This window comes from Leptospira harrisiae, from assembly GCF_002811945.1.
GTDB lineage: Bacteria > Spirochaetota > Leptospiria > Leptospirales > Leptospiraceae > Leptospira_A > Leptospira_A harrisiae.
In genome coordinates this window covers 158,198-183,494 of sequence record NZ_NPDX01000003.1, presented here as the reverse complement: position 1 = coordinate 183,494, position 25,297 = coordinate 158,198, and the positions used below count along the sequence as shown (strand labels likewise).

The following is a 25,297-nucleotide window of genomic DNA, read 5'->3' as shown; positions in this document are numbered from 1 at the left end:
TTGCCGATTCTAAACAAATCTAAGAATTATCCGTTAGAGGATCGATATGCTCAAACAAATATTTACACCTTTTCTTTTATCCCTTTTATTCGTAACGCTTACAAACTGTGGGCCGTCTGCGGAAACCAAAGATTTGCAACTAAAAGCAAAACAAATCATCGGTGCACTTCCTGCAAAAATGCCTGGATCGGAAAAAGATAGTCAGGAACTAATTTCTCTCGGTAAAAAACTATACTTTGAGAAAAAACTTTCCCTCAATGAAACGCAATCTTGTAACTCTTGTCACAATGTGGAAGGAAAGGCTGCAGGTGTGGACAACCTTCCTACTTCTCCAGGAGCTTTTGGTAAAAATGGAGACAGGAATTCACCAACTGTCCTCAATGCTGGTTTTCATTTTGTTCAATTTTGGGATGGTCGAGCTGCTGATTTGAAAGCACAAGCCAAAGGCCCAATCCTAAACCCAGTGGAAATGGCAATGCCTTCTGAAAAGGAAGTTTTAAAGCGAATTAATGAAGATGCTGAATACCCAACTTTATTTGCTAAGGCCTACCCAAATGAAAAATCTGCAGTTACTTACGATAATCTAGCAGGAGCGATTGCTGCATTTGAAAGAACTCTCGTGACTTCCTCCCGTTTTGATGACTTTATCAATGGGGATCACAAAGCGATTTCAAAGGAAGAGCAAGAAGGTTTTAAAAGTTTTATTGCTGCAGGATGCACTTCCTGCCATTCCGGTAACCTTCTTGGCGGAAATTCCTACAGAAAAATTGGATTAGTGAATGAGTATAAAACGACAGACCTTGGGCTTTATAATGTGACAAAAAAAGTAGAGGATAAGTTTTTCTTTAAGGTTCCTAGTTTAAGAAACATTACTTTGACTGGACCTTACTTTCATGACGGCCAAATTAAAACTTTGGAAGAAGCTGTTCAAAAAATGGCATTTCACCAGTTGGGTATCAATCTTTCTGATGAAGAAACAAAAAAGATTGTTCTCTTCCTTGGAACTTTATCTGACAAAACAAGAACCAATTAATTCATTTCATTGAGTTCGGATATCCTTGGATCCCTGATAGCATTTGTAGAGATCCAAGGAGCCATTTTTCTAATGCACGGTGTCTGAGTGCAATCGGTATCGGTTGTAAGTATTCCTTAAATGCCTTTGAGCCCAGGATCCGTATCACAGATACCATCTGTCCTGAAATTACCCTTAAAATGGGATTAAACTCCCTAGAGCCACTTTCTAATTGCAGCGCATCAGCCAACCTAACTTCATAATGCTCCCAAAGTAATAAATACCTCTGTGCCAAATCAGGGCTATCCATCCAAGGGTGAAAACCCGGAAGTGATTCGATCAACTCTTCTGGATCAATTGACTGAATTAAGTTCCACAGGAATTGTTTGAATGCGTCAAAGAGAGATTCGGTTTCACTTCTTGCCAAAAGACTTCGAATGAGTTCATCACAGAATAGAATTTCATCTTGAAAAGCCAGATCTTCTTTAGAACGAAAGTAGGTGAATAGGGTTTTGACAGAAACATCTGCATCATCGGCGATTTCGGATACGGTCACAGCAGAGTATCCCTTTTCCTGAAATAATTGTTTGGCGGACTGCAAAATGGAAATTTGCATACTTTGCTTTTTTCTTTCTCTAAGCGGTAGTCTGAGGATCATCTTGCTCATAGGGTTCCATTTTCCGTGTCTTGGCCCTAAAATCCAAATTTCTCTAGAAAAGGAGGGTGTTCGGATTTGAGGATAAATTTTGTATCAAGTGAGTAAGTAAAAGAATATTGGAAGGTACTTTATTTCGTAAGTCACTATACTTTTACATTTATTTTATTTAGAAAGCCACTATATAAATAAAGTCACTTACTTTTTATAGTCAAATAAAATTATCCTACCAATATAAAAATTTTGTTTCCGAGGTGGAATTGGAAAAATAATTGGACTATGTCTCAAACTTACCGTGACCAGCTTTTTCTTTGGATGAAATCCTATGTTTACCGTTATTCTGAAGCGCCGTTTCGATTGGCTAGCGGGTTAGAATCCCACCATTATTTCAACTGTAAAGAAATTACACTTCATCCCGAAAGGCTTTCGGTCTTAGCTGAGTGTTTCGTTGAGGAGATCATTCCAAAACTAGGAACGGAGTTCCAAGCAGTGGGTGGGTTAACCTTGGGTGCTGATCCATTAGCCTATTCGATTGCCTTAGCGTATCAGAGAAAAGGGAAACTCATTTACCCGTTAGTTGTAAGAAAGGAAGCGAAAGGACACGGGACCGGACAACAAATTGAGGGTTTTTGGAAGGAAATCAAATCTTGTTTGGTTGTTGATGATGTAATTACTACAGGCGGATCAACGCTCAAAGCAGTCCAAGCTTTACGAGAGGCTGGAATTTCCGTCACCAAGGGGATTTGTATTTTGAACCGGGAAGAGGGCGGTGCAGAAAATTTAGAAAAGTCTGGGATTCAGATGGAATCGATCTTTCGTAAAAGCGAGTTTTTTGAATGAGTACAAAAAAAACATTTCTATATGATGTGCAGTTATTCGGTAGTAAATTAAGAAAGAGAACCGGGTCCGTTATTTTTTTGTTTGTTGTTTTTGTTGCATATAACAGCCTACAGGTTCCAAAAGAAGGAAGAGTTCAATTTTTTACAATTTTTTTGCCATTACTAGCATTGTTCTTTTGGTTTTTGAGAAAAAATTATTTAAAACAAATTGAAATACTAACATCGGGAAAAATTGAACTGGATGGTGGATCGTTAAAACAATTTGATTCAAATGGGAATTGTGCCACGATTCGAATTAAAGATTTGGAACAAATAACAACTGATAAATTTCGTGGATATAATCGGATTGTATTGGAAACAAAGGAAAAAATTCACCCAATAGTAAACATAGAGTCGCAAGAAGAGCTTGTATCCATTCTTGAAAAAGAATCTGGAGTAAAAAGAATTAATGATCTAACAGAGGATAGGATGTGGAATTGGAATACTCCTTTGTATTTTATTCCGAGTATATTAATTTTATTGGTAACCTACATTCCGGCTATTAAAGAAAAATTTCCCATACTGACGCCTGAGTTTTTCGGATTGTTTTTTAATGTGAATTTAATCGTTTACTTGTTATATTTGCCTGAAAAACAAAACCACACAATCAGTCAGTTTTCATTGAAAAGAAGAATGATTTTTATAAGTTTAGTCGTATTTTTCTTTCAGGTTTACATTCAACTTGAAAAGTCGGGTTGGCTTAAAAATTAACTTTAGTTTTCTTGTTTAGAACCAACACCTTGCCTGAGTAAATTTAGTTTTGCTTGGGCATACCGACGTAACTCTATCATTTCTGTAGCATATCTTTTTAAAAGATTATCCTGTTCCATTCTATTTTCCATTAATTGTAGAGTGTCACGAACATATTTGATATCTTTTTCATCTTTTAATTTTCCTGACTGAATGAGTTTTTTGACTACATCGAATTCATATTTTCTAAAGTGTACACGTAACAAGAATTCCGTTGAAAAATTTTCCTTTGCTTTGACCCAATTCTGGTCAATTTTTTCTTTGGGACCTTGTTCCTTTAATTGGTCAACAGCACGTTTTGTCGGATCCATATCTCTGGTCGACGTTGCATTTGCTAATTCTTCGGCCGCGTTGATTTCATCTTTATAAATTTCTTGGAGTTTGTTCCTCCGCCATTGGTCCGTATATTCGTAACTTTGTGCCGTGAGCATTCTCTGAAATTCTTCGAGCATCACAGAAACATTTATGGAACGACCAAGAGGAGTGTTGTTGAACTCTTTGATTTTTGGAAATAACTCTCTTGTTATTTGGAATGCAGATTTTCTCTTATAATTACTGGCTTCATAGAGTTTTTCTAAAGCCTCTTCTGAATGTTTTTTGAGTTCATTTAGGATGAATGGCTCTGCAAACACATAAGCGTCTTCACCGTAAACAAATAAATTTGGATCTGGTGCAACTACTGATACTATAAAAATATAATGACTGTCTCTTAGCGCTGTCAGTAATTTTCGTAGGTCTTCTTCTGTCCTAGAGAGTTGCGAAGACCAAACTCGCAAATGTGTATCGGAGGTTGGGATTTTTTCTCTGGATTCGAGATTTTCTTTTCGAATCATTTCTGCGAGATCCAAACATACCTTGATACTTCCTGCCATGAATAGAGGTTACGAGTAGCACTTTTTCGGTAAAGAATTATTCATATTTCAGTTCTTTTGAAATTTTCATTTGATTTAGAAAATAAAATGGAAGTAAACAGATAAGAAAGGTAATTGCGGGTATTATTATCGGGAGTTTTACTACAAAAGAGAGCGGGTATTGATAATCGAGTATCCACCCGAAGGCATTTCGATTGATTCCAAATATAACTATTGGAGATAAAATTAAACTATTTAAGATTCCTGAAAAAATTCCAAATGAGACAAGGAATAATGCCTGATAATAAATCAATAGAAACATTTGGAATGAGTCCATACCTATAGATTTAAGACCTGCTAACATTTGTGATTTTTCTCTTATAAAATAAACTAGCGAAGTGGAAAGTGTTAGAATAGAAATGATAAGCGCTGAAATTTTAAGCGTGTCAAGGATAGAAAACACTTTCTTCATACCTTCTAGGTATAACTTTTTTAGTTCTTCCTGGTTTATATATTTCAAATCAAATTTTTTCGATATATTTGAAAGATGTGTTAAGACATCAGTCATTGGTTTTTCTTTGTTCCGTGTGATTCTAATGGAGTTTAAGAATTTAACTTTATAATTCTTTTGGAAGAAGGTGTAATCCATCATAATGGTTCCTCTCTCCGAAAAAAAATGATCTTTTGTAGCTTGGATTTTGATAGGAACATTTGAGTTTAGATCCGTATTGATATTGATTAAATCACCTTTACAAATTTGGTCTAAAAAACATAAGTTAGTTGAAGTAATTAACTCATCTTTTTTGTATTGTTTTGGGAAATCAAATACATGTAAGGTGTAATATTTCCCATTTACAATGAATTTCGAATCAATGTAGAATGGTTCTACCGATGTGAAGTTTGTATCCTTGGTTAATGTTTCCAAAAGAGAAATTGGAACACCTGGATCACCCGAACTTAATTTTTTTTCACTGATTAACGAAAAATCCGATTTGTTTTCCTCATCCACCCAACGAACGACTGAATGTTCGTAACTTTCTGTTAGGCTAGTAAGAGTGAATACAAGGGAGCTTGATAACATGATAGTCGAAGCGGTCAGTCCATGTTTCCAAGGTTCTGATTGAATTTCTTTTAAACCGATTTTAAGGCTAGGCAGGAACTTAAATTTAGAAAAGAGTTTGTCTATTAGTTGGATGATAAAAGGCAAACATAAAAAATTTAACAATACAAAGCTAAGGATTACAAATCCAACTCCAATCATTCCAGGAACGATTAGTTTGGAAATATTGAGAAGCCCCAAAAAAATTCCTATGGCAAGTGAGAAGAGAGAAATATTAAAATTTGATTTTTTTGAAAGTCCGAAAAGGAGGAAAGATTTTTCCGAATCTTTTTCCCTGATCAAATCAATCGGTAAAATCCGAAAAGTTTTGTATGAATTGTAAATTGATGCAAGAATGGATCCTACCATGGAAATGGTAATGCCTAATAAAATGATAGAGAAGGGGAAACGTCGGTAAGAACTAATTTGGTTGGCATCAGTGATCGTGTTCACCGTTGTCAAAAAATTTGTATTAGCAATCAAGATGCCTAATAACACGCCTGTCACTCCCCCTAAAGCCCCTATAACAATAGATTGCGTTAAAAATAAAAAGAAATTATCCTTTTTGTCTGAACCAATTGATAACAAAATTCCGAATTCACGTTTTCTGGATAAATATAGTCCAGTAAACATATTTGAGACCATAAAAAAGGAAATTAAAACAGATACTAGTGAAACAATCGTTAGGTTTATTTTTAGTGAACTTAATACCGCGCCAGCTCGTTCCAATATTTGTTCTTTGGATTCATAAGTCCATTCGTCTGAATTTTGAATAATGATATTCTGAATGTTTGTTGTATTATCTTCTTTAATTAGCCAAATGGATGTAAGTTGGTTATTTAGATTACAAATGGATTGTAACCTGGTGATATCCATAACTAAAAAAATTCCTTCCATAGGTAAAATTTGAATATTGTCATGCCGTAACTGGATTTCTTTATCGCAGACAGAAATTGTTTTTTGTTCCGATTGTATTTTTAGCTGATTGGCAAGTGCTATACTAATAAAATACTTTGGAATTAGATTCGTATCACTTTTTTTCGGCAAGATCGTAGACGTTAATAGGATGTCTCTTCCCACTACAGGAATACTTTGGATTTGGTTCTCTGAAAGAGAGTAAGTTGCTTTTGTCTGTAACTCTGGTTCAATCCGAATGTTTTCGGGTAACTCCGAATCCACTTTTTTTAAAAAACGGTCGTTTGCACCTTGGCTCTGGTGGTTCGAAATATACCTTCCCGTAAAATTTTCAGAGTTATAACCAATCATTTGGTCGAGAACACTTTGTTCTGCACGCCAAGCATTGATCTGTGTGCTTACAAATAGAGCAATTCCTAAACTAATTCCTGCAATGGACAATAACATTTTTGAAAAATGGTCTTTGAAATAACCAAGTATAAAAGAATAGTAAACCATTTTCATTTGGATTTGATATTTCCATCTAACATTCGCAGGTTAATGTCTCCAGATTGACCAATTTGTTCATTATGTGTAACAAGAAATACCGAAATATCTAACTCGTGAACACATCGAACAAATAAGTCCATAATCAATTCAGAGGAATATGAATCCAAATTTCCAGTAGGTTCATCTGCGAGGATTAGTTTTGGTTGGTGGATTATTGCTCTTGCAATTGAAACTCTTTGTTTTTCACCGCCGGACATTTCTTTTGGTGTGAAATCTCTTCTGTGACTAAGTCCCACAAGGGAGAGGACTTCTTTTGCCTTGGCTTCTGCCATCCTTTTTGTAATCCCCGCAAGATATAGAGGTAGGGAAACATTTTCAATCGCTGTAAGATATGGAAATAAATGAAAAAACTGAAAGACGATTCCAATTGTTTTTCGTCTGTAAATGGTAAGATCTTGTTCTGTGGCACCAGAGAGTTTGTTTCCAAATACAGTGATTTGTCCCGAATCTGCTGACTCAATGGCAGAGAGGATATTCAATAGTGTTGATTTGCCACTTCCCGACGGCCCCATCAAGGTAATGAGTTTTTTCTCAGCAATTTCGAATGAAATATCATTCAAAACAGGGATGGTGATCTCACCTTGTTGGAAACTTTTGTTTACATTTTTGATATGGATGGCTGTTTTTATGACAGGTTCTTTTTTTTCACTACTCACTAAAAATAACTTCCCATATATAAGACAGTCGAGAATATCAAGATTAAGGTAAAACTGATTGTTAGCACGTATATTTTACATCCTAATCGTTTCAGTTTTAGTATTTGGTAAATCACAAGCATGGACATCAATTGCGGAGTTTACCGAGTCTGGCGAAATTTTCACTTCCGAAAATAGTTTCGAAGAACAACCACCTGGCGAAGAAGAGGGTTTATTATATGTGACCGCTCTTACTGTTTCTATTTCTATCATTCGAATTCATTCTTTTTTAACTGCTACTTTACTTGCACCTAATATAGTTTCTATTAAGTTCCCTGATCGTAGGGGATCACCAAATTTCACATAACACACTTATTTCTTTAAAATTTAATTTTTGAGGTAGTTATGTTAGAAGATGAAAGGATTTCAATCTTCAGATCGGTTTTAGTGGGTATATCTGCGCTTTCGCCGCTCGCTATATTTTTGTTTTCTGATTATGATGTGTTGTCGGTTGACTTCCCCATTTTAGTTGGACTTGTCATTCAGGCGTATATTGGGTTTTCTTCATTTATGTTGGTTCAGTCTTATGAACCAAAGGAAAAAAACAAAGTCACCATTGGATACGTTATTTTTTGGTCAGCACTTGGTGTTTGTTATTTATCTGGTAAGTCGCTCGTTCTTCCCATTGCTTTGGAAGTAACTTCATTTTCCACCATATTGATTTATTCAGGTACTGAATTTGGAAAAAAACAGATTGAAAGTTTGGGATCATTACTCCTTGCTTCAGGTATTGCCGCTTTGTTTCTTGCCGCCTGGGTTATGTTACCCGATGGCGATAATGTTGGAACGATTTTACTTTTAATTGGTCTTCTTATTAAATCTGGATTCTCGGGATTTCATTTATGGATACCAAAAGTAAACGAAGGTGGTCCATCGCATGCACTTGGTTCCTTTGCCGGTGTTCTCGAAGTTTTTCCACTTTTGTTATTTTATCGTTATGTGCTACCTAACCAGTTAGATCCGATCATTTATCAAATTTTATTTCCGCTGGCAGCACTCGGGATTTTCTTCGGTGGTATCACTAGTTTTTTCCATAAAGATCCAAAAATATCATTAGCATATAGTTCTGTTGAATCAATTAACTTTCTTTGGTTGTGTTTGATCATTGCAGGAATGTTTCAGTTTTCGGTTGATTCTGAGTTGATGAACCTAAGTAATTCATTTCGGATTTTGTTTTTTCTTGGATTGTTTCATCATTCTTTTTCTAAAACATTTCAATTGTTTTCTATTGGTATGGTTGCAAGATTAAAAAACTCCAGTTCCAGCGATGAGCTAAAAGGTATTGGGCGATTGCTTGGGATTTCACCTTTGTTGGTCGGAGCAGGAACGTTTAGTTATGCTGTTCTTCCTGGCACTTTGGGATTTGTTTCTGAAGCAACATATTTTTATCTGAATGCTCGTATCTTGGATATGCCCATTGGTCGTTCTATTTTCCTTTTACCATCGATGATTTTTATTTTCTTTGGGATTGTTCTCGGCGGATTTACTCATATTAAGTTGTTCTTAAGTTTGTTTTTGTCTACTCCTGGAAAAGATATCAACATCCAACCTTTTGGACCGCAAAAGAGAATATGGGTAAAAATTTCATTGTTTAGTTTGTCATTGGTAATTTTTATTTTTCCTTTGGTGATACCTTATTTTGTTAAACTTCCGATGTTAAGTCCCTTCGTAGATCCACTGTTAGCGGATTGGTTTTGGACATTGTCAATTGTTTCTTATGTAACTATTGGTGCTGTGTTTGTTTTTCGATTATATGATCGTTACCAATTAAAAAAATACGGGGAACCAAAAAAGAAAAACTGGGATTGTGGAGGAGGATACAGTGGACATGAACTTTCTATACCGACCTCTGTTTTTTCTGAACCATTAAGAAACTCCCTTGGTAGGTATTTTCTAAATAAAGCCGGAGAGTCAAAGGTAGATTCTTTCCTGATAAAAGGGATTTCATATTTGTTTAGATTTGGAACTCGATTTGTGTCTGCAACGAATCATCCAAAGGAAGAAGATGTGAGTAAATATCTGGCGATTTCCTCTATGTTTTTGATTTTCATCTTCTCATTATTAATTTTGGGTGATTTTGGAGGTATATAGATGTATTCATCATTGTTATATTATTTATATCTATTAGTTTTGTTTGTTGTAATGCCCTTTTTGCTAACGGGTATTATTCGGAAAGTGCGTGCTTATGCTCAAGGAAGACGTGGGCCAAAATTACTTCAGTTCTTTTGGGAAGTGGATAAATCATTGAGAAAGAATCCTATTTCCCATACTAATATTTCTGATTTTACACATTTGGCACCAAGAGTGGCATTATTTTCTTCTTTGATGATTTGGAGCGTTGTGTTGTTTGAATGGGCTCCATTTATATTGATTCCGTTCTTTTTGGCATTGTATCGATTCTCTTACGTGAGTTTTGCGATGGAGGGTGCTTCTTCATTTGGAGGAATGGCATCTGGGAGAGAAATCCTTCTTTCTGTTATGGCTGAACCAACATTTATTCTAATGATTCTCGCCGCTCAGTCTCATATAGAAATATCCGTTAGTCCGCAAGGTGCTTTGATTGGCTTACTCTTTCTGTCATTGTCATTTATTGCAATTCTTGCTGAGCTCGCTAAACCACCGTTCGATGATCCACGAACTCATTTGGAGTTAACGATGGTACACGAGGCGATGATTTTGGAAGCTTCAGGAAAACAGTTGGGAATTTTTGAGTTGGCAAGTTCAATCAAACTTTCTACTTTACTTGTTTTTCTTGTAAAATTGGCCCTAGAACATTCTAAATTATTCAAAAATGAAGTTTTGGATAGTTTCGCTCGTGAACTAATGATTGCTCCAATGGTCATATTACTTGCAATCATACTTGGGTTTTGGGAATCGAATAGTGTTCGGAGGAAGTGGACATGGATTCCCGAATTTATGGGACTTACATTCATTGCAATTTTGATATTAGGCACATTGGTTAAGTTGTCTTAAGGGTTATTATGATATACGATTTTATCTATTTATTATTATTACTCACCGGCGTTGTTGTTTTAGTAGAAAATCGACTTAGTCGCATTATTTTCTTCTTAAGTATCCAGGGATTTCTTTTGATATTTCCTGTATTACAAACACATGAAGGTGAATGGAAACACGAAATTTCATTGATTGTTATGGTTGTTTTGTTTAAGGGAATTCTAACTCCGTGGGTTTTAAACTGGACAGCCAATAAATCAAAAATGAATGAAAGCACAGCTCCCCGATTTGGGTATTTAGCAACATTGTTATTTATGGTGCTTGGTTTGGTTCTTGCAGTAAAGATAACCGAAGGGGTTCCCGTTTTAACCATACCGGTTCATAAAATAGGACTAATCTACGTGATCTTATTGGTATACGTTGGAATTCTTTGTTTTGTTGTTAGGCGAAACTGGCTTGCACTCATTGCTGGATTTTGTGTTTTTGAGAATGGAATTTTTGTTTTAACAATGGTTTTAGATAAAGGGTTACCAGTAGGACTTGAGTTTGGTTCCTTTTTAGATGCCATTCTTGTGATTGTTTCTGGAGGAATTTTACAACTCTCTCCTCATATGCACACTAAGGAGAGAAAAATATGATGAAAGAATTGTTTTATTTTTCAGGTGTTCTCGCCTTCGTAATTATTTTTCTAGTTTCTGTTTTTGCACCAACAAAAGGGCAAACTCGGATATGGTTATGGAGTCTTTTGAAGATTTGTTTCTTTGGTTCTTTGTTTTACTCTTGGTTTACTGATAACATTGTACTCAAGTGGATTTTAATTGAAGCATCGACTTTATTTGGCGCATTGTTAATTTCTTCCAGTGGAACAGAACGTTCCTTCCATGTTGGTTGGAAATTTTTATTGATCAATTCTTATGCACTTGGTTTAGCATTTTTAGGGATTGTGATTTTACTTTTTGCTTCTACTCCGCTTGATAATTTGGATTTTTCTTCCTTAAAGCAAGGGTTAGTTGGTCAAAGCGGATTGTTAATTGAGACTGGAATCCTTCTTACTGTATATGGATATAGTGGAAAATTGGGACTTGTGCCAAACCATTTTTGGGTGGGAGATACCTATGCAGAGAGCCCAAGTCAAATTTCTTCTTTGATTGCATCATTTGTGCCAGTAAGTGTAGTACTTGCTGTTCGTCCTCTGATTCAGTTGGAACGCGAAATCAATCCACATATGATTAATGCGGCGAATGGATTGCTTTTTATCGGAGTTTTGACCATTCTTTATTCGACGTTAATTCTATTCTCACGTGAAGACATTCGCAGAATTTCGGCAAAAGTTGCGTTATTTCATACAGGTATGTTGACCTTGTTTTTGTGGTTAGATGTAACTGATGATGTGTTTTATTTTTTATTGGCTACAACAGTTTTAGTGAAACTTCTTGTTTTCCTTTCAATGGGGATTTTACGAATGGATGCAGGAAAAAGAAACATTTCACAGATTTTGGAAAAAGCATCTTTGAGCCATAAAGCATTGTATATGTATTTACTAGCACTACTTGTTGCTTTTGTTTTTCCATTATCCCCTGTTTTTGTTTTAGATTTAAAAGTCATTGAAATTGCAATCAAACAAAGAATGTTCTTTTTGTTTTTGTTTCCCATCGTTGGGGCAATCTTCTTCTTCATAGCACTTAATAAAGTATTGCCTTTGGTTCGATTGCCCAATCGAAACTTTGAATCAAGTGTTTATGGAATATTACAAACACGTTTGGTATTCTTTTGGTTCAGTTTTTTATTCACCGTAACTGTTGGGACATACGGCTTAACCTATTTAATGGCAGAACATATATGGAAAAGATAACAGGCGTTACTAATTTTGATGGTGTATATCACCAGTTTATTATCCGTGACCAAAAAGTGGTTCGGGAAGAAGTAGGATCTAAAAAAAGTAATATTGATTTTTTATTAGATCCACAATATCCAGTTTGGCTTGTGAGACATGCCTTCGGCCAAGATATGGGCGTGGAAGATTATTCCGAATTAAAAGAAGATGATTATTTATCTGATAATAGAGGAAAAAATCTCTCTTTACACCAAAAAACAGGTATTGTTAGAGATTTATCTTACCATGGATTGTTTGTTCCATTTCATGAAGGAACTTATTCTCATGCAGTCGGACCAATTCATGCAGGAATCATTGAACCTGGTCACTTCCGGTTTGTTGTGGAAGGGGAAGTCATTCGTCACCTCACAATTCGATTAGGATTTCAACATAGGGCAATACGCGAAAAAATTCACGGAAAACCTATGTCAGATGTGATGTCATTTTCGGAAACAATTTCTGGTGATACAAGCGTTGGTTATGCGACTGCATTTACTAAAATTTATGAAGAATTGTATGGAATCTCTGTTTCAAAGAGTGTTTCTTTATTTCGTTCATTTCTAGTTGAGTTGGAACGGATTGCGGTTCATATCGGGGATTTAGGTGGTATTTCTGAGGATATTGGTTATTATCCTTTGTATGGAGTTTGTGTTACCGATCGAGGTGCGGCACTCGGTCTTATGGAAACATGGACTGGCAATCGATTTGGAAAAGCGGTAGTGAGGCCGGGTCGAGTTCGAGTTAACCAACGTATCACCGCAAAACAAGCAAAAGATGCATTTTTTATTTTGAAAAAAGTATATTTCAAAAAAGTTCGTCCTCAAATTTTACGAGCTCTTTCTGTTTCTACTTTGAAAGAGCGGATGCAAGGCTGTGGATTTATTTCTGAATTGGATGTCCAAAAACACGGATTTTTAGGAATGGTAGCTCGGATGGCAGGCGTCGGTGATGATTTGAGAATCAATCATCCAGATTACCCTGGTTGGAAAGCTTTACCATTACAAGAAGAACATCATCATTACAATGGAGATGTTTGGGCTCGTATGTACATTCGTTATTCGGAAATTGAACAATCATTGGCTTGGATTGAATCTCAACTGGATGAAGTTGATTGGGAATTTTTATGGTCAGATAAAAATTCGGGAACCATAAATCCAAATGAAAATGATTTAAAGCCAAAGGTTGGAATTTATACTGCTGCTGTCGAAGCATGGCGTGGACCACTTCTTGTGTCTTTGGAGTTTGATTCTGAAGGTTTGATTAAAAACTCTTATATCAGAGATCCATCCGTTCTAAATTGGCATGCCTTGGAGTTAGCAGTTCGAGGCGAACAAGTTGGTGATTTTCCACTAAACAATAAATCGTTTAATCTTAGTTATGTTGGGTTTGATTTATGAATTTTCTATATGAATTAAAAAGTTTTCTTTTCCCTAAGAACGTATTAAATTTTAATACTGCTTCTCCAGTCCATCCAACGAGTCGAGGAATTCCAGTCCCAACAAAGAAGATGCGAGAAGGTTCTGGAAATTTATCTGAGTCGGCGAAGGTCTGTCCTACAAAGGCAATTCGGATCATCTCAGATTCAGAAGTTCAATTTGATTATGGCAAATGCCTACAATGTGGACTCTGTACAGAACGTTCGGATGGGAAACTGAGGGATTCCGGTTTTATTTATACCTTTGCCCTAAATCGTGATGAATTGAAAGTCACTTACGTTTCCGGCCGAATGAAAAAGGTGACTGACTTACCTTTTTCACTGACTGCAAATCAACAGTTATTTCAGAAATTAACTAAGAAACGAGGTTTTCTTTATAGGGAAGTTGCTGCTTGTGGAAACAATACAGTGGAGTCGGAGTTAAATGCATCTTTCAATTCCGTTTTTGATTCGGAAAGAGAAGGGGTTCGTTGTGTCGCCAGTCCTAAACATGCTGATGCTATTGTATTTTCCGGCCCCGTTGGTCAAAATATGGCCGCACCACTGGAAACTGCATGGGAAGTGATGGCCGAGCCAAAGGCTCTCATCGCATGCGGAACAGAGGCAGTGAGCGGAGGTTTGTATCCGATGGGGAAATTACCCAAGGAACCAGATCTCTATATTTCAGGAGATCCCCCTAGGCCAGACGTCATTTTACAAGGTTTTCGACTTTTAATGGGAAGATTTTCCTTCCAGTTTCAAGAGGCGCTTCACAAAATTTTAGAGAATGAAAAATAAGGTGCGTGGATTTAGAAAAAGAAGAAATCGTTCGTGTCCTGGTCCTAGAACCTCAAAAGAAATCGTATGACACAATCTCCCAACTGCTCAGTGAGTGGTTTGGAGATTACATCGAGTTAACTTGGCGCTCCGTTTTCGAAAATGGGGCTCTGGAAATCAAAAAAGCTCAGTATGATCTTTTGATTACTGAAGTCCAATTCCCCGAACTGGAAGATTCACCCGAATCGGTATTAGAAATGATTATGGATCTAGCAGGTCCATCAGAACTTCCTGTTGTTGTCTTTACAAAAGCCGAAGGAAAACAACTTCCCATCCAGGCCTTTCAACTAGGAATTAACGAATACTTCGGCAAACGAAGGTTAAAGAAAAACATACTGGAACATCGATTCAGAAATTTGTTCCGTGAAATTTATCGCAAAAAAGTTGTCTCGATTCAAATGGATGATAGTTTAAAAAGGTTCCAAAACCTGTATGGAATGAACCAAACTGAAATTCAAGATTTGAACTCGATGGTAAAAAAATTCAAAAAAGAATTAGAAAAAGAATACGAAGAGAAACTGAACCTGGAAACCGAAAAAAAGAAAATGCAAAATGTTTTCGGTATGTATGTAGATCCTGTAATTGTTGAAAGTTTGATGAACAATACACTTTCTTTGGATCAAAAAGGAAAAGAACAGGAAGTTTCTGTATTGTTTTCGGATATTCGAGGTTATACGACACTTTCTGAAAAAATGAAACCGGAACAGGTGATTTCTTTTTTAAACGAATACTTTACCGCAATGACCGAAGTGATTCTTGGATATGGTGGAATGATCGATAAGTACATTGGAGATTCCATCATGTGTTTGTTTGGTGCACCAGTTTTTCAGGAAGACCATCGGCAAAATGCATTGGATTGTGCTGTGGAAATGGTGCAAGTATTTGAGTTATGGCAACCCAAGTGGGAACAAATATATGGTTTTGTTCCACAGATTGGAATCGGTCTCGCATCGGGAAATGCTATCGTTGGAAATGTGGGATCCTTTCAAAAACTTTCTTATACTGCAGTAGGGGATACGGTTAATATGGCAAGTCGGTTGGAGTCGATTGCAAAACCTATGGAAGTATATGTTTCAGAAGGATTGTATAATTTTTTACCGGAGGATTATGCTAATAAATACAAATACGAAGAATTAGAACCTGTAAAAATAAAGGGAAAAGAAGGTTTACACCGAATTCTCAGTGTAAAACCTATATAACATATAACAAGAAGTAGATGGGTAATTCGAACTTAAAGTGTGCTACAGAACTGATACAGTTCGTTGGTTTTTAGTTTTTGATCTTTTGAAGCAAAAAATTCTTTTTTATCTTCAACGACTACACCAAGAGCCAATTTGTATTCTTCAAATTTTTCATCCATACCAGGTTCTTGTTTTCCATGACCTGTTGCTTTTGCAATGACACCTGCAAATCCTATAATCTGTCCTAGAACGGTTTGTTCCGTAACCGGTTTTGATAAATCATCTATCGAGGCGATGATGATATTTGGCATTTTCCAGAGTTTTGCTGCGGCACTTCCGATCTCATATGAATCTACACCGAAAGATTTTTTTTCTAACGATATCAAGCTTAAATCAGAAGTTTGGAATTCAGTTAACACTTCCACATATTTTTTTCGATCAATGGTATTGAGTACGATTCGTCCGAGGTCTTGCATAAGTCCGCAAGTGATTGCAAGTTCTGCTTCTTTTTTTAGCTTTTTTTCTTCACAGAGGATTTGTGCAAAAATCCCTTTTGCAACCGAATGATCCCAAACTTCATCACGGAATTTTTTATAATTTCCTTGGCTGAAGAGGGAGTCTGTCATAGACATCGCCACCATGCTCCTAACAGTTTTGAATCCTAAACGAGTGATGACTTGTTTCATATTGGCAACTGGATTACCACGAGAGAAAAAAGGTGAATTGGCAAGTTTTAAAAGTCTCGCCACGAGCACCTGGTCAGATTGGACTTTTTTCTCTAACTCTCCAAAGGAAAGTTCATTGTCGTCATCTAGGGAAAGTACGGAAAGTAAGACTGGCGGTACAATCGTCAGGTCTTTGATTTGGGAAAGATATTCTTCAACAGTTGCCATTCAGATAGGGACCTAAAGTCAGATTCTAAAATCATAGGACTAAGGAAACCAAAAACTCCCAACTTATCTGGCAACTATTCTTGCGAATTCGATTCCTTTAAAGTAATGCTGTAGGATTTCTCTGTGGTTGAATTGGCTTTTTGCCATAGCAAAACTTCCCCATTGGGACATCCCAACCCCATGACCAGACCCAAGGCCTTTGACAAAATAATCCCCTGAATCCTCTTTGCGAATTCCAAATCGAGTCGACTTGAGTTTGGTAGCTCCTAATTTTTTTCGAAACTCCGTTGCTTTGATTTTTTTTGATCCAGATGTTCCTATGATTTCCATTTCATTTACTCGGGAAGAGGGGAAACGACTAGCAACAATAATATCTTGGATTTCACCAACACCTAAGTCACGTAAGTTGGAATTGATAAAGTCAGTTTTCCATTTTTCTTCCCATGCATATTGTTCTCCATCCTTATCATATTCTGATGGAACTGGTTTTAAGTATTCAACTGGACTTCCCCAAACATTGATGGGATCTTCTGTATATCCACCTGCATTGGAATGGAAAAAACTTTGGATGGGTTGCCCTTTATGAATTAGAATTAATCCTTCTGTTTCAAAAACAGCCTCAGTTGTATTTTTATGTTCTTTGTTTTTTCCTTTGTAAACTTGCGTGTTAGTCGAAGTATCAACATCAAACTCTTGTTTTTTTCGGTTCAACATTTCTCTCACAACATAAGTCCTTGCGCAAACAGCTTGTGCTTTTAGGGCTTCTTTTGGCCATGAGGCACTCACTTCAGATGGAACAACTGACAAAAGATACAATTCGATTGGTACTAAATTAATGATAAAAACTTTTCCTTCAATTGGTTTGAGTAAAATAGAACCACGGTAACTCACACCTTTGTATTCAATCCATTCGGAATTGCTGTGAATAGAGATAGGAGCTTTGAGTGCTGTAGGATTTAATGATAAAAAATCATAAACTTTTTTAATGGTGAGATCATTTGCATCACGAACAATGATTTCACCATTTGATTTAAATACTTCTTCATCTGTCGCATAACCTAGAAATACACGCACCGGTTTTGACTTAAAATTGGGTTCTTCGGGAGACCAGTTAGTTACCATTACACTCGCACAACCGATTTGCCCCAAAATGGCCAGACATAAAATGATAATCGATTTTTGAATCTTCATAGTACCCTCACTACTAGTTTCGGAGAAATTTCAAAATTGGTGAAGGGAATTTATATGGGTTTTCTTTGAAAGAATAACACAGATTCTGTATGAGGGGTGTGTGGATAAGGGTCGATGATGATTCCATCAACAAAATCATACTTAGGCAGAAATATCGATACATCTTCTTTTTGTGAGTAAGGATTGCAGGAGACATAGAAAACATACTCGGGTCCAAAATCGCGAATCCATTGGTTGACTAATTTTCCGGCTCCCGCCCTGGGTGGATCTAAAATCAAAGTAGCATTTTCTCGTAATTTGAGCTGTTCAATTGACATAAACAAATTGGCAATTTGGAAAGTGTGGGATTTGTTTGGATATTTTTTTTCAAATATTTTTGAAGCAATTTCAATAGAGGATTCTGTGAGTTCGTATCCATCGATATGTTCAAAAGATTCACCGTATAACAGAGAAAAGAAACCATTACCACAAAACAAATCGATCAAATTTTTACCTGATTTTGGCAAACGTTCTTTGATAAAGGATAAGATTGGCAAAAATCCATTTGGGTTTGGTTGGAAAAAAGAATCAAAGGGGATCTCAAACGTTCTGCCAAGGACTAATTCAGTAAAAGTTGATTTCCCACGTAAAACTTCCGGTCGCCCAGATGCAGAAACTTCTGATTTTGGTCGGTTATAACAATAAACTAATGATTCTTGTGTAAGTGATTCCAAACAAAGGTTTCGAAATTTTTCCATGGATGGATGTGATTCAAACCCATCTGTAAAAGTAAAAATTAAAATTCCATCGTTGGTGTTTTGTGCTTTTCTAATGGTAAGATATTTTAGTCCACCTTCTTCGGATCTCCTGTCCCAAATGATTTCTGGCATTTGGTTAAGTATAAACTGTACATCTTTTAGGGCCTTGTTTGCCCAGGGAGATTGGATGGAACAAGATGTAATAGGGACAACTTTACGAAAATTTCCACGTTGTCTTTGTCCAATGGTGGGCCCTGGGAAAACAGAAAAATCCATTCGGGATCTGTATTCATAAATTTGTTCGGAAGGAATGGAATGAATAGAGATACCTAATTCATTTTGAAATCCTTCGAGAATTGGTGAAAATTTTAATTTAAGTTGTTCCTTGTATTCGATATGTTGGCCCGTACATCCTCCGCACTCACCAAACACATTACATTTTACTAAATTCCATTCATGGTTTCTGATTGTTTCATTAATACGTAAAGATCTTTGTCTTGGCCTTCGTTTGACATACTCAACAGTTAATTCATCGCCAGGGTAGGCAAAAAAAACATTCACCTTTTTTCCGTTAGGTGCTGTAACGATTCCTGAAAAATCAGAATCTAAACTTTCCACAATGACTTTGTCCAATGTTTTATTCTTGCCAGTTCCTTTTGATTTTAATATGATTTCCGACATGGTTTTTTCGAAAAGACTCTTTTGTTTATTTCTCAGCATCCTAAGTTTTACGGGATTTCTCTCAAACCTTTCTGCCCAGGTTCTGCTCACCAATCAAATTTTGGACCTTAGGTCTGAGACCTCTTTTGGCCAAACAGTTCATAAATGGAGTTTTAAACCGGGAGATTCTCCTCTTGTGACAGAAGAAAATGAAGATGATTTATATTTAGATGAAGAAAACGGACAAACCAAAGCTTTGCGTTTTGCACATGCAAAGCCTCAATTGGATGAATCGGTGCGAAATGGATGGATTTCAGGGTTTCAAATCCAAACGGCTTGGGACAAGGTGAGAGATGGGGATGGGGAATTGTATTTCCCTGACTTCGATCAGTTTCAAAACACCTACCGAGGATATGCGTGGTACCGAACAGAAATTCAGATTTCAGAAGAAGATATACGTTCGAAATTTAAATCCAGAAATTTAACAATCCGATTGGGTCAGATCAGCCAAGCAGATGCCGTGTATTGGAATGGAAAGTTTATTGGTGGTACAGGCCTTCATCTGGATACAGACGTTGATACGACGTTAGAAGACAAATCACTTTATAGTGATAAAATTAGATTTTACCAAATTCCCATAGAACAACTAAAAACTGATGAACCCAATGTGCTTGCAGTTCGAGTGTATGCAAAATACCCATTAAGTCCTGGTTTGTCACATGATAAGTTTTATTTGTCATCTGTCAAGTATGCTGAACGAGCTGAATATTGGAACGATTTCAAAAAGATTTTTGTCATCGTACTCACATTATTACTTGGTAGCTTTTATTTATATTGGCAATTTTTGTTTAGAAACGAAGACGATGCGACCATTTACTTTGCATTAGGTTCAATTTTTATGGCATTAAACACTTTGTTTCAAAGCCAAATCATTTATTCAATTATTGGCGATGGATTTTGGATCAAAAAAATAGAATATTTTGCTTGGATAGGACTTGTACATCTACTTTTTAACTTCATAGTTCGTTTTGCACATGTTCGATACGGTTGGATTGCCGTCACTAATCGATACATTGACATTGCGGGAGTATTGTCGATGGTAGTGGTAATTCTTTCACCTAACCTATTTTTTCTTTCTAAGTTTTTCTTTTATTGGACATTTGTGACGATTTTACTTGGCGGAACCTTGTTTTATATTATTTTTCTTGGTAGAAAAGTTCCATCTATGGGAACTGTATCACTTGGTTTTTTAGCTTTTATCTCGCTTATCCTCAATGATATCTTTGTTGAGATGCAATGGGAATGGTATCCTAGTCATACCTTTTTAAAAGATTATGCATTTGCTGCCTTTTCTGTATCAGTTGCACTTTCGATTGTTAAAAATATGATAGATTCCCGAAGACTTGTGGAAAAACAAAGAGAAGAAAAAGAAAGACTCTCTCGATATTTTTCACCTGCCGTTATGGAAACCATTGTTTCCGATAATATAAAGTTAGGTGGAGAAGAGAAACATATAGCCACTTTATTTTCTGACATTGTCGGATTTACAACTTTTGCTGAGAAAAATCCTCCAGGTGTTGTTTTACAAAATTTAAATACAATTTTTGAGTCCTTGTCTGATTTGATATTTCATTATTCAGCAACTTTAGATAAATTTATTGGTGATGCGATTATGGCTTTTTGGGGTGCACCTAAACAAACCGAATTAGATGCATACCATGCGATTGCTTGTGCTGTAGACATGCAAAAACGTATGGAAGAAATTAATCAAGATTTAGGACTTCCTCCTGGAACCTTTCGTTTGCGAATTGGTGTCAATTATGGAGAGGCCATTGTGGGTAACATAGGTTCAGTCAAACGTATGGATTATACTGTGATTGGTGATGCAGTCAATACTGCGGCAAGATTGGAAAGTCATGGAATCCCAGGAAAAGTAGCTGTATCGGAAGCAGCTTATCTTGCTGCGGGTGGGAGTGAGTATATCGAATATGAAGATATCAAAGAGCTTACCTTAAAAGGAAAAGCAGAACCGGTTAAAGTGTATTTTGTGACAAAGGTAAAACCAAGACCAGGTGTTTGATTTGATGGGGATAGTCTATGATTTGTTTACATTAAATTAAAAGAAATATGAAGAGACTCAAATATCTTTTTTATATTTCAGTATATTTACATGAATTTGGCCATCTCCTATTTGCGAAACTAACTCACCTTAAGGTGGATCGGATTGCCATAGGGAATGGCAAAAATTTTGTTGAAACTTTTTTTTAAAGATTCATACACCAAGGATTGCTGTTAAGTTTGCGTTTGTCATATTTTCTGCAACGGTTTCGCATTCTTCAATACTTCCTTGGAAACAAACTGCTTTGCCGTTTGTATGTGCTTCCATAGCTATTTGTTTGGCTTCTTTTTTTGTTTTGAAACAAAGTTTCATCAAACAATCTTCAACATAGGAAAACTCATGTATGGAGTCATTAAATAGAATGACAAAGTAAAAGTAGATAGATTCAAAATTGGTTTTTGTTTCTTCAAATGTGCTAGGATCGTTTGGGTTCGTCATGGAAACAAAGAGTCGGAGGTTCCGCTCAGTTCACCAATATACTCCAAATAGGATTTCATTTTAAACTTCTTTTTTGTTGAATCGGAGGACATAAACCGGACATTCCCGAATACATTCCTTTCAGGAAACCAAGGTCTATCAAATAAACCAAAACACCATAAAATCCCTGTATAAGAATTGGGATTTCTTCCATCATAAGCATATTTGTTATTCAAATGTTCTAAAATTTGGAATGCTTCTTCGTAGGTTTTTGTCCATTCGATTACTTTTTTACCCCATAACATTCGCATATAATTATGTATCCGTCCTGTTTTCAAAAGTTCTGTTTGTGCTGCGTTCCAAAGTTCATCATGAGTATGTGCAGATTCAAACTGTTCTAAGGTATAAAGATACTCTCTTTGATCAGATTTATGTTTATTAAAATTAGTTTTTACCCAATCGGGTAGATTTGCTAAATTGATGTTACTTGGTTTGGTTTTCCAAAAAAATAAATATCCTATATCTCGCCAAGTAATAAGTTCATCTAAGAAGTGATTGGCGGAGGTAGATTCAGAATAAAAATGTTCACGGTCTCCTGGTTTATTATGGCTGATTCTTTCGGGATTCCATTTTCCTTTTGAGGAAACTTCTAAAACTAATTGAAAGATTTCTTCGATTCCGATAAACCCAAAATGTAGATAAGGAGAAAGACCACTTGTCGCAGTCAATTCCGGTGGATTAGGATTGGAGCGACCTGTTTCATATTCCTGTAATTTCTTTGAAACAAAAGATTTTAAAATTTTGAGTGCTTCATTTCGACCACCTTTCACATCTTTAGCGGGAAGAACTTTTTCTTTATAATCAATAGTTTTTAAAAAGGAATCCAAATTTTCCGGTAATCCAAACCCTTTCGGCGGTTTTGAATTTTTATGAAGCCCCCCTAAATCTACTTTCAGCCATTTTTGTTTCGTTTTTTCAGGCATAGCTTTTAAAAATTCTTTATGAATCCAAATTCGTAGAATTCTTGCGGCACTTGCCTCTTTTTCAAATCGAGAAAGTGGTATGAGAGAATTACTGTCTACGGCAATTAGAGGACAGTCTATTTTTTCAGATAATTTTTTAATTTGTTCTGGAATGATAAAACAAGGGAAGTCATCAGTAACAATGGCAACCGCTTCTTTGGATAGATTTTTTAAAATGCCAAATGCAGGGTTTGTTTTGGATTCTATAAAAGGCCAATAGTTGATTCCTAGTTCGTCTGCTCTTGTTTGGTTGTCATACATACCTTCGATTATGAATTTGTGGATTCTTTCAGAACTCCAAGGGTAGTCTGAACGCAATCCTTCATAGACAATCAGTTCCTTGTTATGTTTTTTTGCGAGATTTACGGCATAAGCAAATGCATGATTCGAATCAAAACGTCGATAGGCTTGCATCCAATAGAGAATGTATTTTTGATCAGTTTGGATGGGGTTGGCATTGCAGAGACGGATTCGTTCCTCAGTCACCTTTATTAGAGGGGGAAAAAGGTAATTCAGTTTCTTTTTTTGTGAATGCAGTGAGAACCATATACCAATATATGCGCAAATATAGTGCGATGTGTTCCTATATTAATCATATTGTTTTATATTTGGAAGACCATCCCAAGAGGGTTGAAGGAGATTGACTTGCGAATTTAGACAAAATGGGGGGTTTTTAGGCACTATTCGTTTTTTTTCCTTCCCTCGGCTCGTAGAATTCAATTTGGGTACCAATCTTGCACTGTAAGTAAGCAAATAACATGGAAAGGAAACATGGCAATATGAAACAGTATTTCAAATCAATCGCCTTCCTGCTCCTGGTTGTTCCGATGTTCCTTTTTGCAGATGAAGCTGCAACCGTCGCGAACCCAGCAGAGGAAACAGCAAAAGCAATCCAAACCTTAACAGTTGGTTTAGACACCTTGTGGGTGTTAGTCGCTGGTATGTTGGTATTCTTTATGAATGCCGGTTTTGCACTCGTTGAATCGGGTTTTGCACAGTCAAAGAACACCGTGAACATTCTTGCGAAAAACTTTATCGTTTTTGCAGCTGCAACATTCTCTTATTGGGCAATTGGTTGGGGTTTGATGTTTGGTGACGGATCTCCCTTTATGGCAACCGAAGGTCTTTTCTTCTTAGGTGGAGCTGATAACTCTCCTGCAATCGGTGATGCTTACCAAGGTGTTTATTCATCAATGAACTGGACAGGTGTCCCACTTCTTGCAAAGTTTTTCTTTCAATTGGTTTTTGCGGCAACAGCAGCAACCATTGTTTCTGGAGCAGTCGCAGAACGGATTAAATTTCATTCTTTCCTTATCTTCTCTTTTATTCTTGTCGCAGTAATGTATCCATTCACAGGTCACTGGGTTTGGGGTGGCGGATGGCTGGCAGGTCTTGGTTTTCATGACTTTGCAGGATCTACTGTAGTACACTCCGTAGGTGGTTGGGCAGCTCTTGCTGGTGCAATCGTTCTAGGGGCAAGAAAAGGAAAGTTCTTACCTGATGGTAGAATTAAACCAATTCTTGGTCACAACATGACTTCTGCAGCACTTGGAACTCTTATCCTTTGGCTTGGTTGGTTTGGATTTAACCCAGGTTCTACGATGGGTGTAGGTGATGGAAGTGTAATGGCACATGTGATTGTAACCACTAACATTTCTGCTGCTCTTGGTGCACTTGCATCAACTGTAACCGCTTGGATCATTTTGAAGAAACCTGATCTTGGTATGATTTTAAATGGAACTTTGGCAGGTCTCGTAGGTATTACTGCTCCTTGTGCGATTGTAAGCCCTACATCTGCTGCAATCATTGGTGCAGTGTCCGGAGCTCTTGTTGTATTATCTGTTCTATTCTTTGATAAAATCAAAATCGATGACCCGGTAGGTGCAACTTCAGTTCACTTAGTTTGTGGTATTTGGGGAACATTAGCTGTGGCAATCTTTGGATACGAAGGTGCACCTGCAGGAGTAGAAGTTCCTTCAATCTTAACACAACTTTACGGAATTCTTGCAATCGGCGGTTTCACATTTGTAGTATCTTTTATATTATGGTATGTGTTGAAACTTGCAGGTGGAATCCGAGTGGGTGAAGAAGAAGAACTCAGTGGTTTGGATCTTGGGGAACATGGAGCAGAAGCTTACCCTGATTTCAATATCCGAGCTCGTGGTTAAGGGAATAGGAGTATAACATTATGAAAATGATCATTGCAATCATCCAACCACATAAGTTGGAAGAAGTTAAAGCAGAATTAACTAAAAACGAAATCTATCGTCTAACAGTATCAGACGTTCAAGGCTACGGACAACAAAAAGGAAAAACAGAAGTATTCCGTGGTCACGAATACACTGTAAACCTACTAAGAAAAGTTCGATTGGAAATTGCCGTAAATGATGAATTCGTAAAACCAACTGTTGATGCGATTTTGAAAGCAGCAAAAAGTGGCGACGGAAAAATCGGTGATGGAAAGATTTTTATCTCTCCTCTCGAAGAAGTCATTCGAATCAGAACTGGCGAAAAAGGAAAAAGCGCCATTTAAATCTTCCTTTTTGCAAAGGAAAAATCGGAAAACGTGTGGGGAAAATTCCCTACACGTTTTT

The 25,297-nt window shown here is 36.6% G+C and carries 24 protein-coding genes; 15 read left to right on the top strand and 9 right to left on the bottom strand.

Annotated features, from left to right (window positions below):
* The first annotated feature begins 46 nt into the window (after positions 1 to 46).
* Positions 47 to 1,033 carry a cytochrome-c peroxidase gene (locus tag CH364_RS12635; protein WP_100744548.1) on the top strand — a complete coding sequence of 329 codons (987 nt, stop codon included), beginning with the start codon at positions 47 to 49 and terminating at the stop codon, positions 1,031 to 1,033.
* 1 nt (position 1,034) lies between these two features.
* Here CH364_RS12635 and CH364_RS12630 read toward each other — a convergent pair whose 3' ends face one another.
* Positions 1,035 to 1,628: a TetR/AcrR family transcriptional regulator gene (locus CH364_RS12630; protein WP_243401411.1), complete on the bottom strand. Its 594-nt coding sequence runs from the start codon at positions 1,626 to 1,628 to the stop codon at positions 1,035 to 1,037.
* A gap of 318 nt (positions 1,629 to 1,946) precedes the next feature.
* On the opposite strand from CH364_RS12630, the gene pyrE reads away from it, so the two are divergent.
* The gene (gene pyrE, locus CH364_RS12625) at positions 1,947 to 2,507 is read left to right on the top strand and encodes an orotate phosphoribosyltransferase (protein WP_100744550.1); all 561 of its coding nucleotides are present in this window, start codon (positions 1,947 to 1,949) and stop codon (positions 2,505 to 2,507) included.
* Complete coding sequence (locus CH364_RS12620; RefSeq protein WP_100744551.1) at positions 2,504 to 3,256, top strand: hypothetical protein; 753 nt, start codon at positions 2,504 to 2,506, stop codon at positions 3,254 to 3,256. Before pyrE ends, CH364_RS12620 begins: the two co-directional genes overlap by 4 nt.
* 2 nt (positions 3,257 to 3,258) lie before the next feature.
* Here CH364_RS12620 and CH364_RS12615 read toward each other — a convergent pair whose 3' ends face one another.
* The 3 genes from CH364_RS12615 to CH364_RS12605 are packed head-to-tail and all read right to left on the bottom strand — an operon-like array spanning position 3,259 to position 7,365.
* Positions 3,259 to 4,167 (bottom strand): hypothetical protein, encoded by a 909-nt coding sequence (locus tag CH364_RS12615; RefSeq protein ID WP_100744552.1) that lies wholly within the window; start codon positions 4,165 to 4,167, stop codon positions 3,259 to 3,261.
* 37 nt (positions 4,168 to 4,204) lie between these two features.
* Positions 4,205 to 6,664 carry an ABC transporter permease gene (locus tag CH364_RS12610; protein ID WP_100744553.1) on the bottom strand — a complete coding sequence of 820 codons (2,460 nt, stop codon included), beginning with the start codon at positions 6,662 to 6,664 and terminating at the stop codon, positions 4,205 to 4,207.
* A complete protein-coding gene (locus CH364_RS12605; RefSeq protein ID WP_100744554.1) occupies positions 6,661 to 7,365 on the bottom strand; it encodes an ABC transporter ATP-binding protein in 705 nt (234 codons plus the stop codon). Before CH364_RS12605 ends, CH364_RS12610 begins: the two co-directional genes overlap by 4 nt.
* 58 nt (positions 7,366 to 7,423) lie before the next feature.
* Here CH364_RS12605 and CH364_RS12600 point away from each other — a divergent pair, with 58 nt between their 5' ends.
* Genes CH364_RS12600 through CH364_RS12565 form a run of 8 tightly spaced genes read left to right on the top strand, consistent with a single transcriptional unit; the run spans position 7,424 to position 15,682 of the window.
* A complete protein-coding gene (locus CH364_RS12600) occupies positions 7,424 to 7,711 on the top strand; it encodes a hypothetical protein (RefSeq protein ID WP_100744555.1) in 288 nt (95 codons plus the stop codon).
* 38 nt (positions 7,712 to 7,749) lie between these two features.
* Complete coding sequence (locus CH364_RS12595; protein WP_100744556.1) at positions 7,750 to 9,495, top strand: proton-conducting transporter transmembrane domain-containing protein; 1,746 nt, start codon at positions 7,750 to 7,752, stop codon at positions 9,493 to 9,495.
* Complete coding sequence (locus CH364_RS12590) at positions 9,496 to 10,377, top strand: NADH-quinone oxidoreductase subunit H (protein ID WP_100744557.1); 882 nt, start codon at positions 9,496 to 9,498, stop codon at positions 10,375 to 10,377.
* Positions 10,378 to 10,385: 8 nt separating this feature from the next.
* Positions 10,386 to 10,997 carry a formate hydrogenase gene (locus CH364_RS12585; RefSeq protein ID WP_100744558.1) on the top strand — a complete coding sequence of 204 codons (612 nt, stop codon included), beginning with the start codon at positions 10,386 to 10,388 and terminating at the stop codon, positions 10,995 to 10,997.
* The gene (locus CH364_RS12580) at positions 10,994 to 12,211 is read left to right on the top strand and encodes a proton-conducting transporter transmembrane domain-containing protein (protein ID WP_100744559.1); all 1,218 of its coding nucleotides are present in this window, start codon (positions 10,994 to 10,996) and stop codon (positions 12,209 to 12,211) included. The genes CH364_RS12585 and CH364_RS12580 overlap by 4 nt, the downstream gene beginning before the upstream one ends.
* Positions 12,199 to 13,629 (top strand): hydrogenase large subunit, encoded by a 1,431-nt coding sequence (locus CH364_RS12575; RefSeq protein ID WP_100744560.1) that lies wholly within the window; start codon positions 12,199 to 12,201, stop codon positions 13,627 to 13,629. The genes CH364_RS12580 and CH364_RS12575 overlap by 13 nt, the downstream gene beginning before the upstream one ends.
* Positions 13,626 to 14,444, top strand: coding sequence for an NADH-quinone oxidoreductase subunit B family protein (locus CH364_RS12570; RefSeq protein ID WP_100744561.1), 819 nt, complete (start codon positions 13,626 to 13,628; stop codon positions 14,442 to 14,444). The genes CH364_RS12575 and CH364_RS12570 overlap by 4 nt, the downstream gene beginning before the upstream one ends.
* Before the next feature lie 5 nt (positions 14,445 to 14,449).
* Positions 14,450 to 15,682 (top strand): adenylate/guanylate cyclase domain-containing protein, encoded by a 1,233-nt coding sequence (locus CH364_RS12565; protein WP_100744562.1) that lies wholly within the window; start codon positions 14,450 to 14,452, stop codon positions 15,680 to 15,682.
* 32 nt (positions 15,683 to 15,714) lie between these two features.
* Here CH364_RS12565 and CH364_RS12560 read toward each other — a convergent pair whose 3' ends face one another.
* From CH364_RS12560 to CH364_RS12550, 3 genes are all read right to left on the bottom strand, one after another.
* Positions 15,715 to 16,557 carry an HDOD domain-containing protein gene (locus CH364_RS12560; protein ID WP_100744563.1) on the bottom strand — a complete coding sequence of 281 codons (843 nt, stop codon included), beginning with the start codon at positions 16,555 to 16,557 and terminating at the stop codon, positions 15,715 to 15,717.
* A 63-nt stretch (positions 16,558 to 16,620) separates the two neighbouring features.
* Positions 16,621 to 17,742 carry a SpoIID/LytB domain-containing protein gene (locus CH364_RS12555; protein ID WP_207762299.1) on the bottom strand — a complete coding sequence of 374 codons (1,122 nt, stop codon included), beginning with the start codon at positions 17,740 to 17,742 and terminating at the stop codon, positions 16,621 to 16,623.
* Positions 17,743 to 17,798: 56 nt separating this feature from the next.
* On the bottom strand, positions 17,799 to 19,118 hold the full coding sequence (locus CH364_RS12550) for a class I SAM-dependent RNA methyltransferase (RefSeq protein ID WP_100744814.1): 1,320 nt from the start codon (positions 19,116 to 19,118) through the stop codon (positions 17,799 to 17,801).
* Positions 19,119 to 19,164: 46 nt separating this feature from the next.
* Here CH364_RS12550 and CH364_RS12545 point away from each other — a divergent pair, with 46 nt between their 5' ends.
* Positions 19,165 to 21,225, top strand: coding sequence for an adenylate/guanylate cyclase domain-containing protein (locus CH364_RS12545; protein ID WP_100744815.1), 2,061 nt, complete (start codon positions 19,165 to 19,167; stop codon positions 21,223 to 21,225).
* A 47-nt stretch (positions 21,226 to 21,272) separates the two neighbouring features.
* Positions 21,273 to 21,413, top strand: a complete 141-nt coding sequence (locus tag CH364_RS18940; protein ID WP_100744565.1) for a site-2 protease family protein — start codon at positions 21,273 to 21,275, stop codon at positions 21,411 to 21,413.
* Positions 21,414 to 21,417: 4 nt separating this feature from the next.
* Here the strand turns inward: CH364_RS18940 and CH364_RS12535 are convergent, their stop codons facing one another.
* Together CH364_RS12535 and CH364_RS12530 are read right to left on the bottom strand one after the other, a co-directional pair.
* The gene (locus CH364_RS12535; protein WP_100744566.1) at positions 21,418 to 21,702 is read right to left on the bottom strand and encodes an ATP-dependent Clp protease adaptor ClpS; all 285 of its coding nucleotides are present in this window, start codon (positions 21,700 to 21,702) and stop codon (positions 21,418 to 21,420) included.
* Positions 21,699 to 23,189, bottom strand: a complete 1,491-nt coding sequence (locus tag CH364_RS12530) for a deoxyribodipyrimidine photolyase (RefSeq protein WP_207762273.1) — start codon at positions 23,187 to 23,189, stop codon at positions 21,699 to 21,701. The genes CH364_RS12535 and CH364_RS12530 overlap by 4 nt, the downstream gene beginning before the upstream one ends.
* 293 nt (positions 23,190 to 23,482) lie before the next feature.
* On the opposite strand from CH364_RS12530, the gene CH364_RS12520 reads away from it, so the two are divergent.
* Positions 23,483 to 24,871, top strand: a complete 1,389-nt coding sequence (locus CH364_RS12520) for an ammonium transporter (RefSeq protein ID WP_100744568.1) — start codon at positions 23,483 to 23,485, stop codon at positions 24,869 to 24,871.
* 20 nt (positions 24,872 to 24,891) lie between these two features.
* Complete coding sequence (locus tag CH364_RS12515; RefSeq protein WP_004786287.1) at positions 24,892 to 25,236, top strand: P-II family nitrogen regulator; 345 nt, start codon at positions 24,892 to 24,894, stop codon at positions 25,234 to 25,236.
* Positions 25,237 to 25,297 lie beyond the last annotated feature (61 nt).

Excerpts from the sequence above, each read along its gene's own strand:
- CH364_RS12580 (WP_100744559.1), top strand. The coding sequence starts at position 10,994 with ATGATGAAAGAATTGTTTTATTTTTCAGGTGTTCTCGCCTTCGTAATT.
- CH364_RS12610 (WP_100744553.1), bottom strand. The coding sequence starts at position 6,664 with ATGAAAATGGTTTACTATTCTTTTATACTTGGTTATTTCAAAGACCAT.
- CH364_RS12620 (WP_100744551.1), top strand. The coding sequence starts at position 2,504 with ATGAGTACAAAAAAAACATTTCTATATGATGTGCAGTTATTCGGTAGT.
- CH364_RS12560 (WP_100744563.1), bottom strand. The coding sequence starts at position 16,557 with ATGGCAACTGTTGAAGAATATCTTTCCCAAATCAAAGACCTGACGATT.
- CH364_RS12570 (WP_100744561.1), top strand. The coding sequence starts at position 13,626 with ATGAATTTTCTATATGAATTAAAAAGTTTTCTTTTCCCTAAGAACGTA.
- CH364_RS12520 (WP_100744568.1), top strand. The coding sequence starts at position 23,483 with ATGAAACAGTATTTCAAATCAATCGCCTTCCTGCTCCTGGTTGTTCCG.
- CH364_RS12585 (WP_100744558.1), top strand. The coding sequence starts at position 10,386 with ATGATATACGATTTTATCTATTTATTATTATTACTCACCGGCGTTGTT.
- CH364_RS12630 (WP_243401411.1), bottom strand. The coding sequence starts at position 1,628 with ATGCAAATTTCCATTTTGCAGTCCGCCAAACAATTATTTCAGGAAAAG.
- CH364_RS12535 (WP_100744566.1), bottom strand. The coding sequence starts at position 21,702 with ATGACGAACCCAAACGATCCTAGCACATTTGAAGAAACAAAAACCAAT.
- CH364_RS18940 (WP_100744565.1), top strand. The coding sequence starts at position 21,273 with ATGAAGAGACTCAAATATCTTTTTTATATTTCAGTATATTTACATGAA.
- CH364_RS12595 (WP_100744556.1), top strand. The coding sequence starts at position 7,750 with ATGTTAGAAGATGAAAGGATTTCAATCTTCAGATCGGTTTTAGTGGGT.
- CH364_RS12515 (WP_004786287.1), top strand. The coding sequence starts at position 24,892 with ATGAAAATGATCATTGCAATCATCCAACCACATAAGTTGGAAGAAGTT.
- pyrE (WP_100744550.1), top strand. The coding sequence starts at position 1,947 with ATGTCTCAAACTTACCGTGACCAGCTTTTTCTTTGGATGAAATCCTAT.
- CH364_RS12590 (WP_100744557.1), top strand. The coding sequence starts at position 9,496 with ATGTATTCATCATTGTTATATTATTTATATCTATTAGTTTTGTTTGTT.
- CH364_RS12575 (WP_100744560.1), top strand. The coding sequence starts at position 12,199 with ATGGAAAAGATAACAGGCGTTACTAATTTTGATGGTGTATATCACCAG.
- CH364_RS12615 (WP_100744552.1), bottom strand. The coding sequence starts at position 4,167 with ATGGCAGGAAGTATCAAGGTATGTTTGGATCTCGCAGAAATGATTCGA.
- CH364_RS12635 (WP_100744548.1), top strand. The coding sequence starts at position 47 with ATGCTCAAACAAATATTTACACCTTTTCTTTTATCCCTTTTATTCGTA.
- CH364_RS12545 (WP_100744815.1), top strand. The coding sequence starts at position 19,165 with ATGGTTTTTTCGAAAAGACTCTTTTGTTTATTTCTCAGCATCCTAAGT.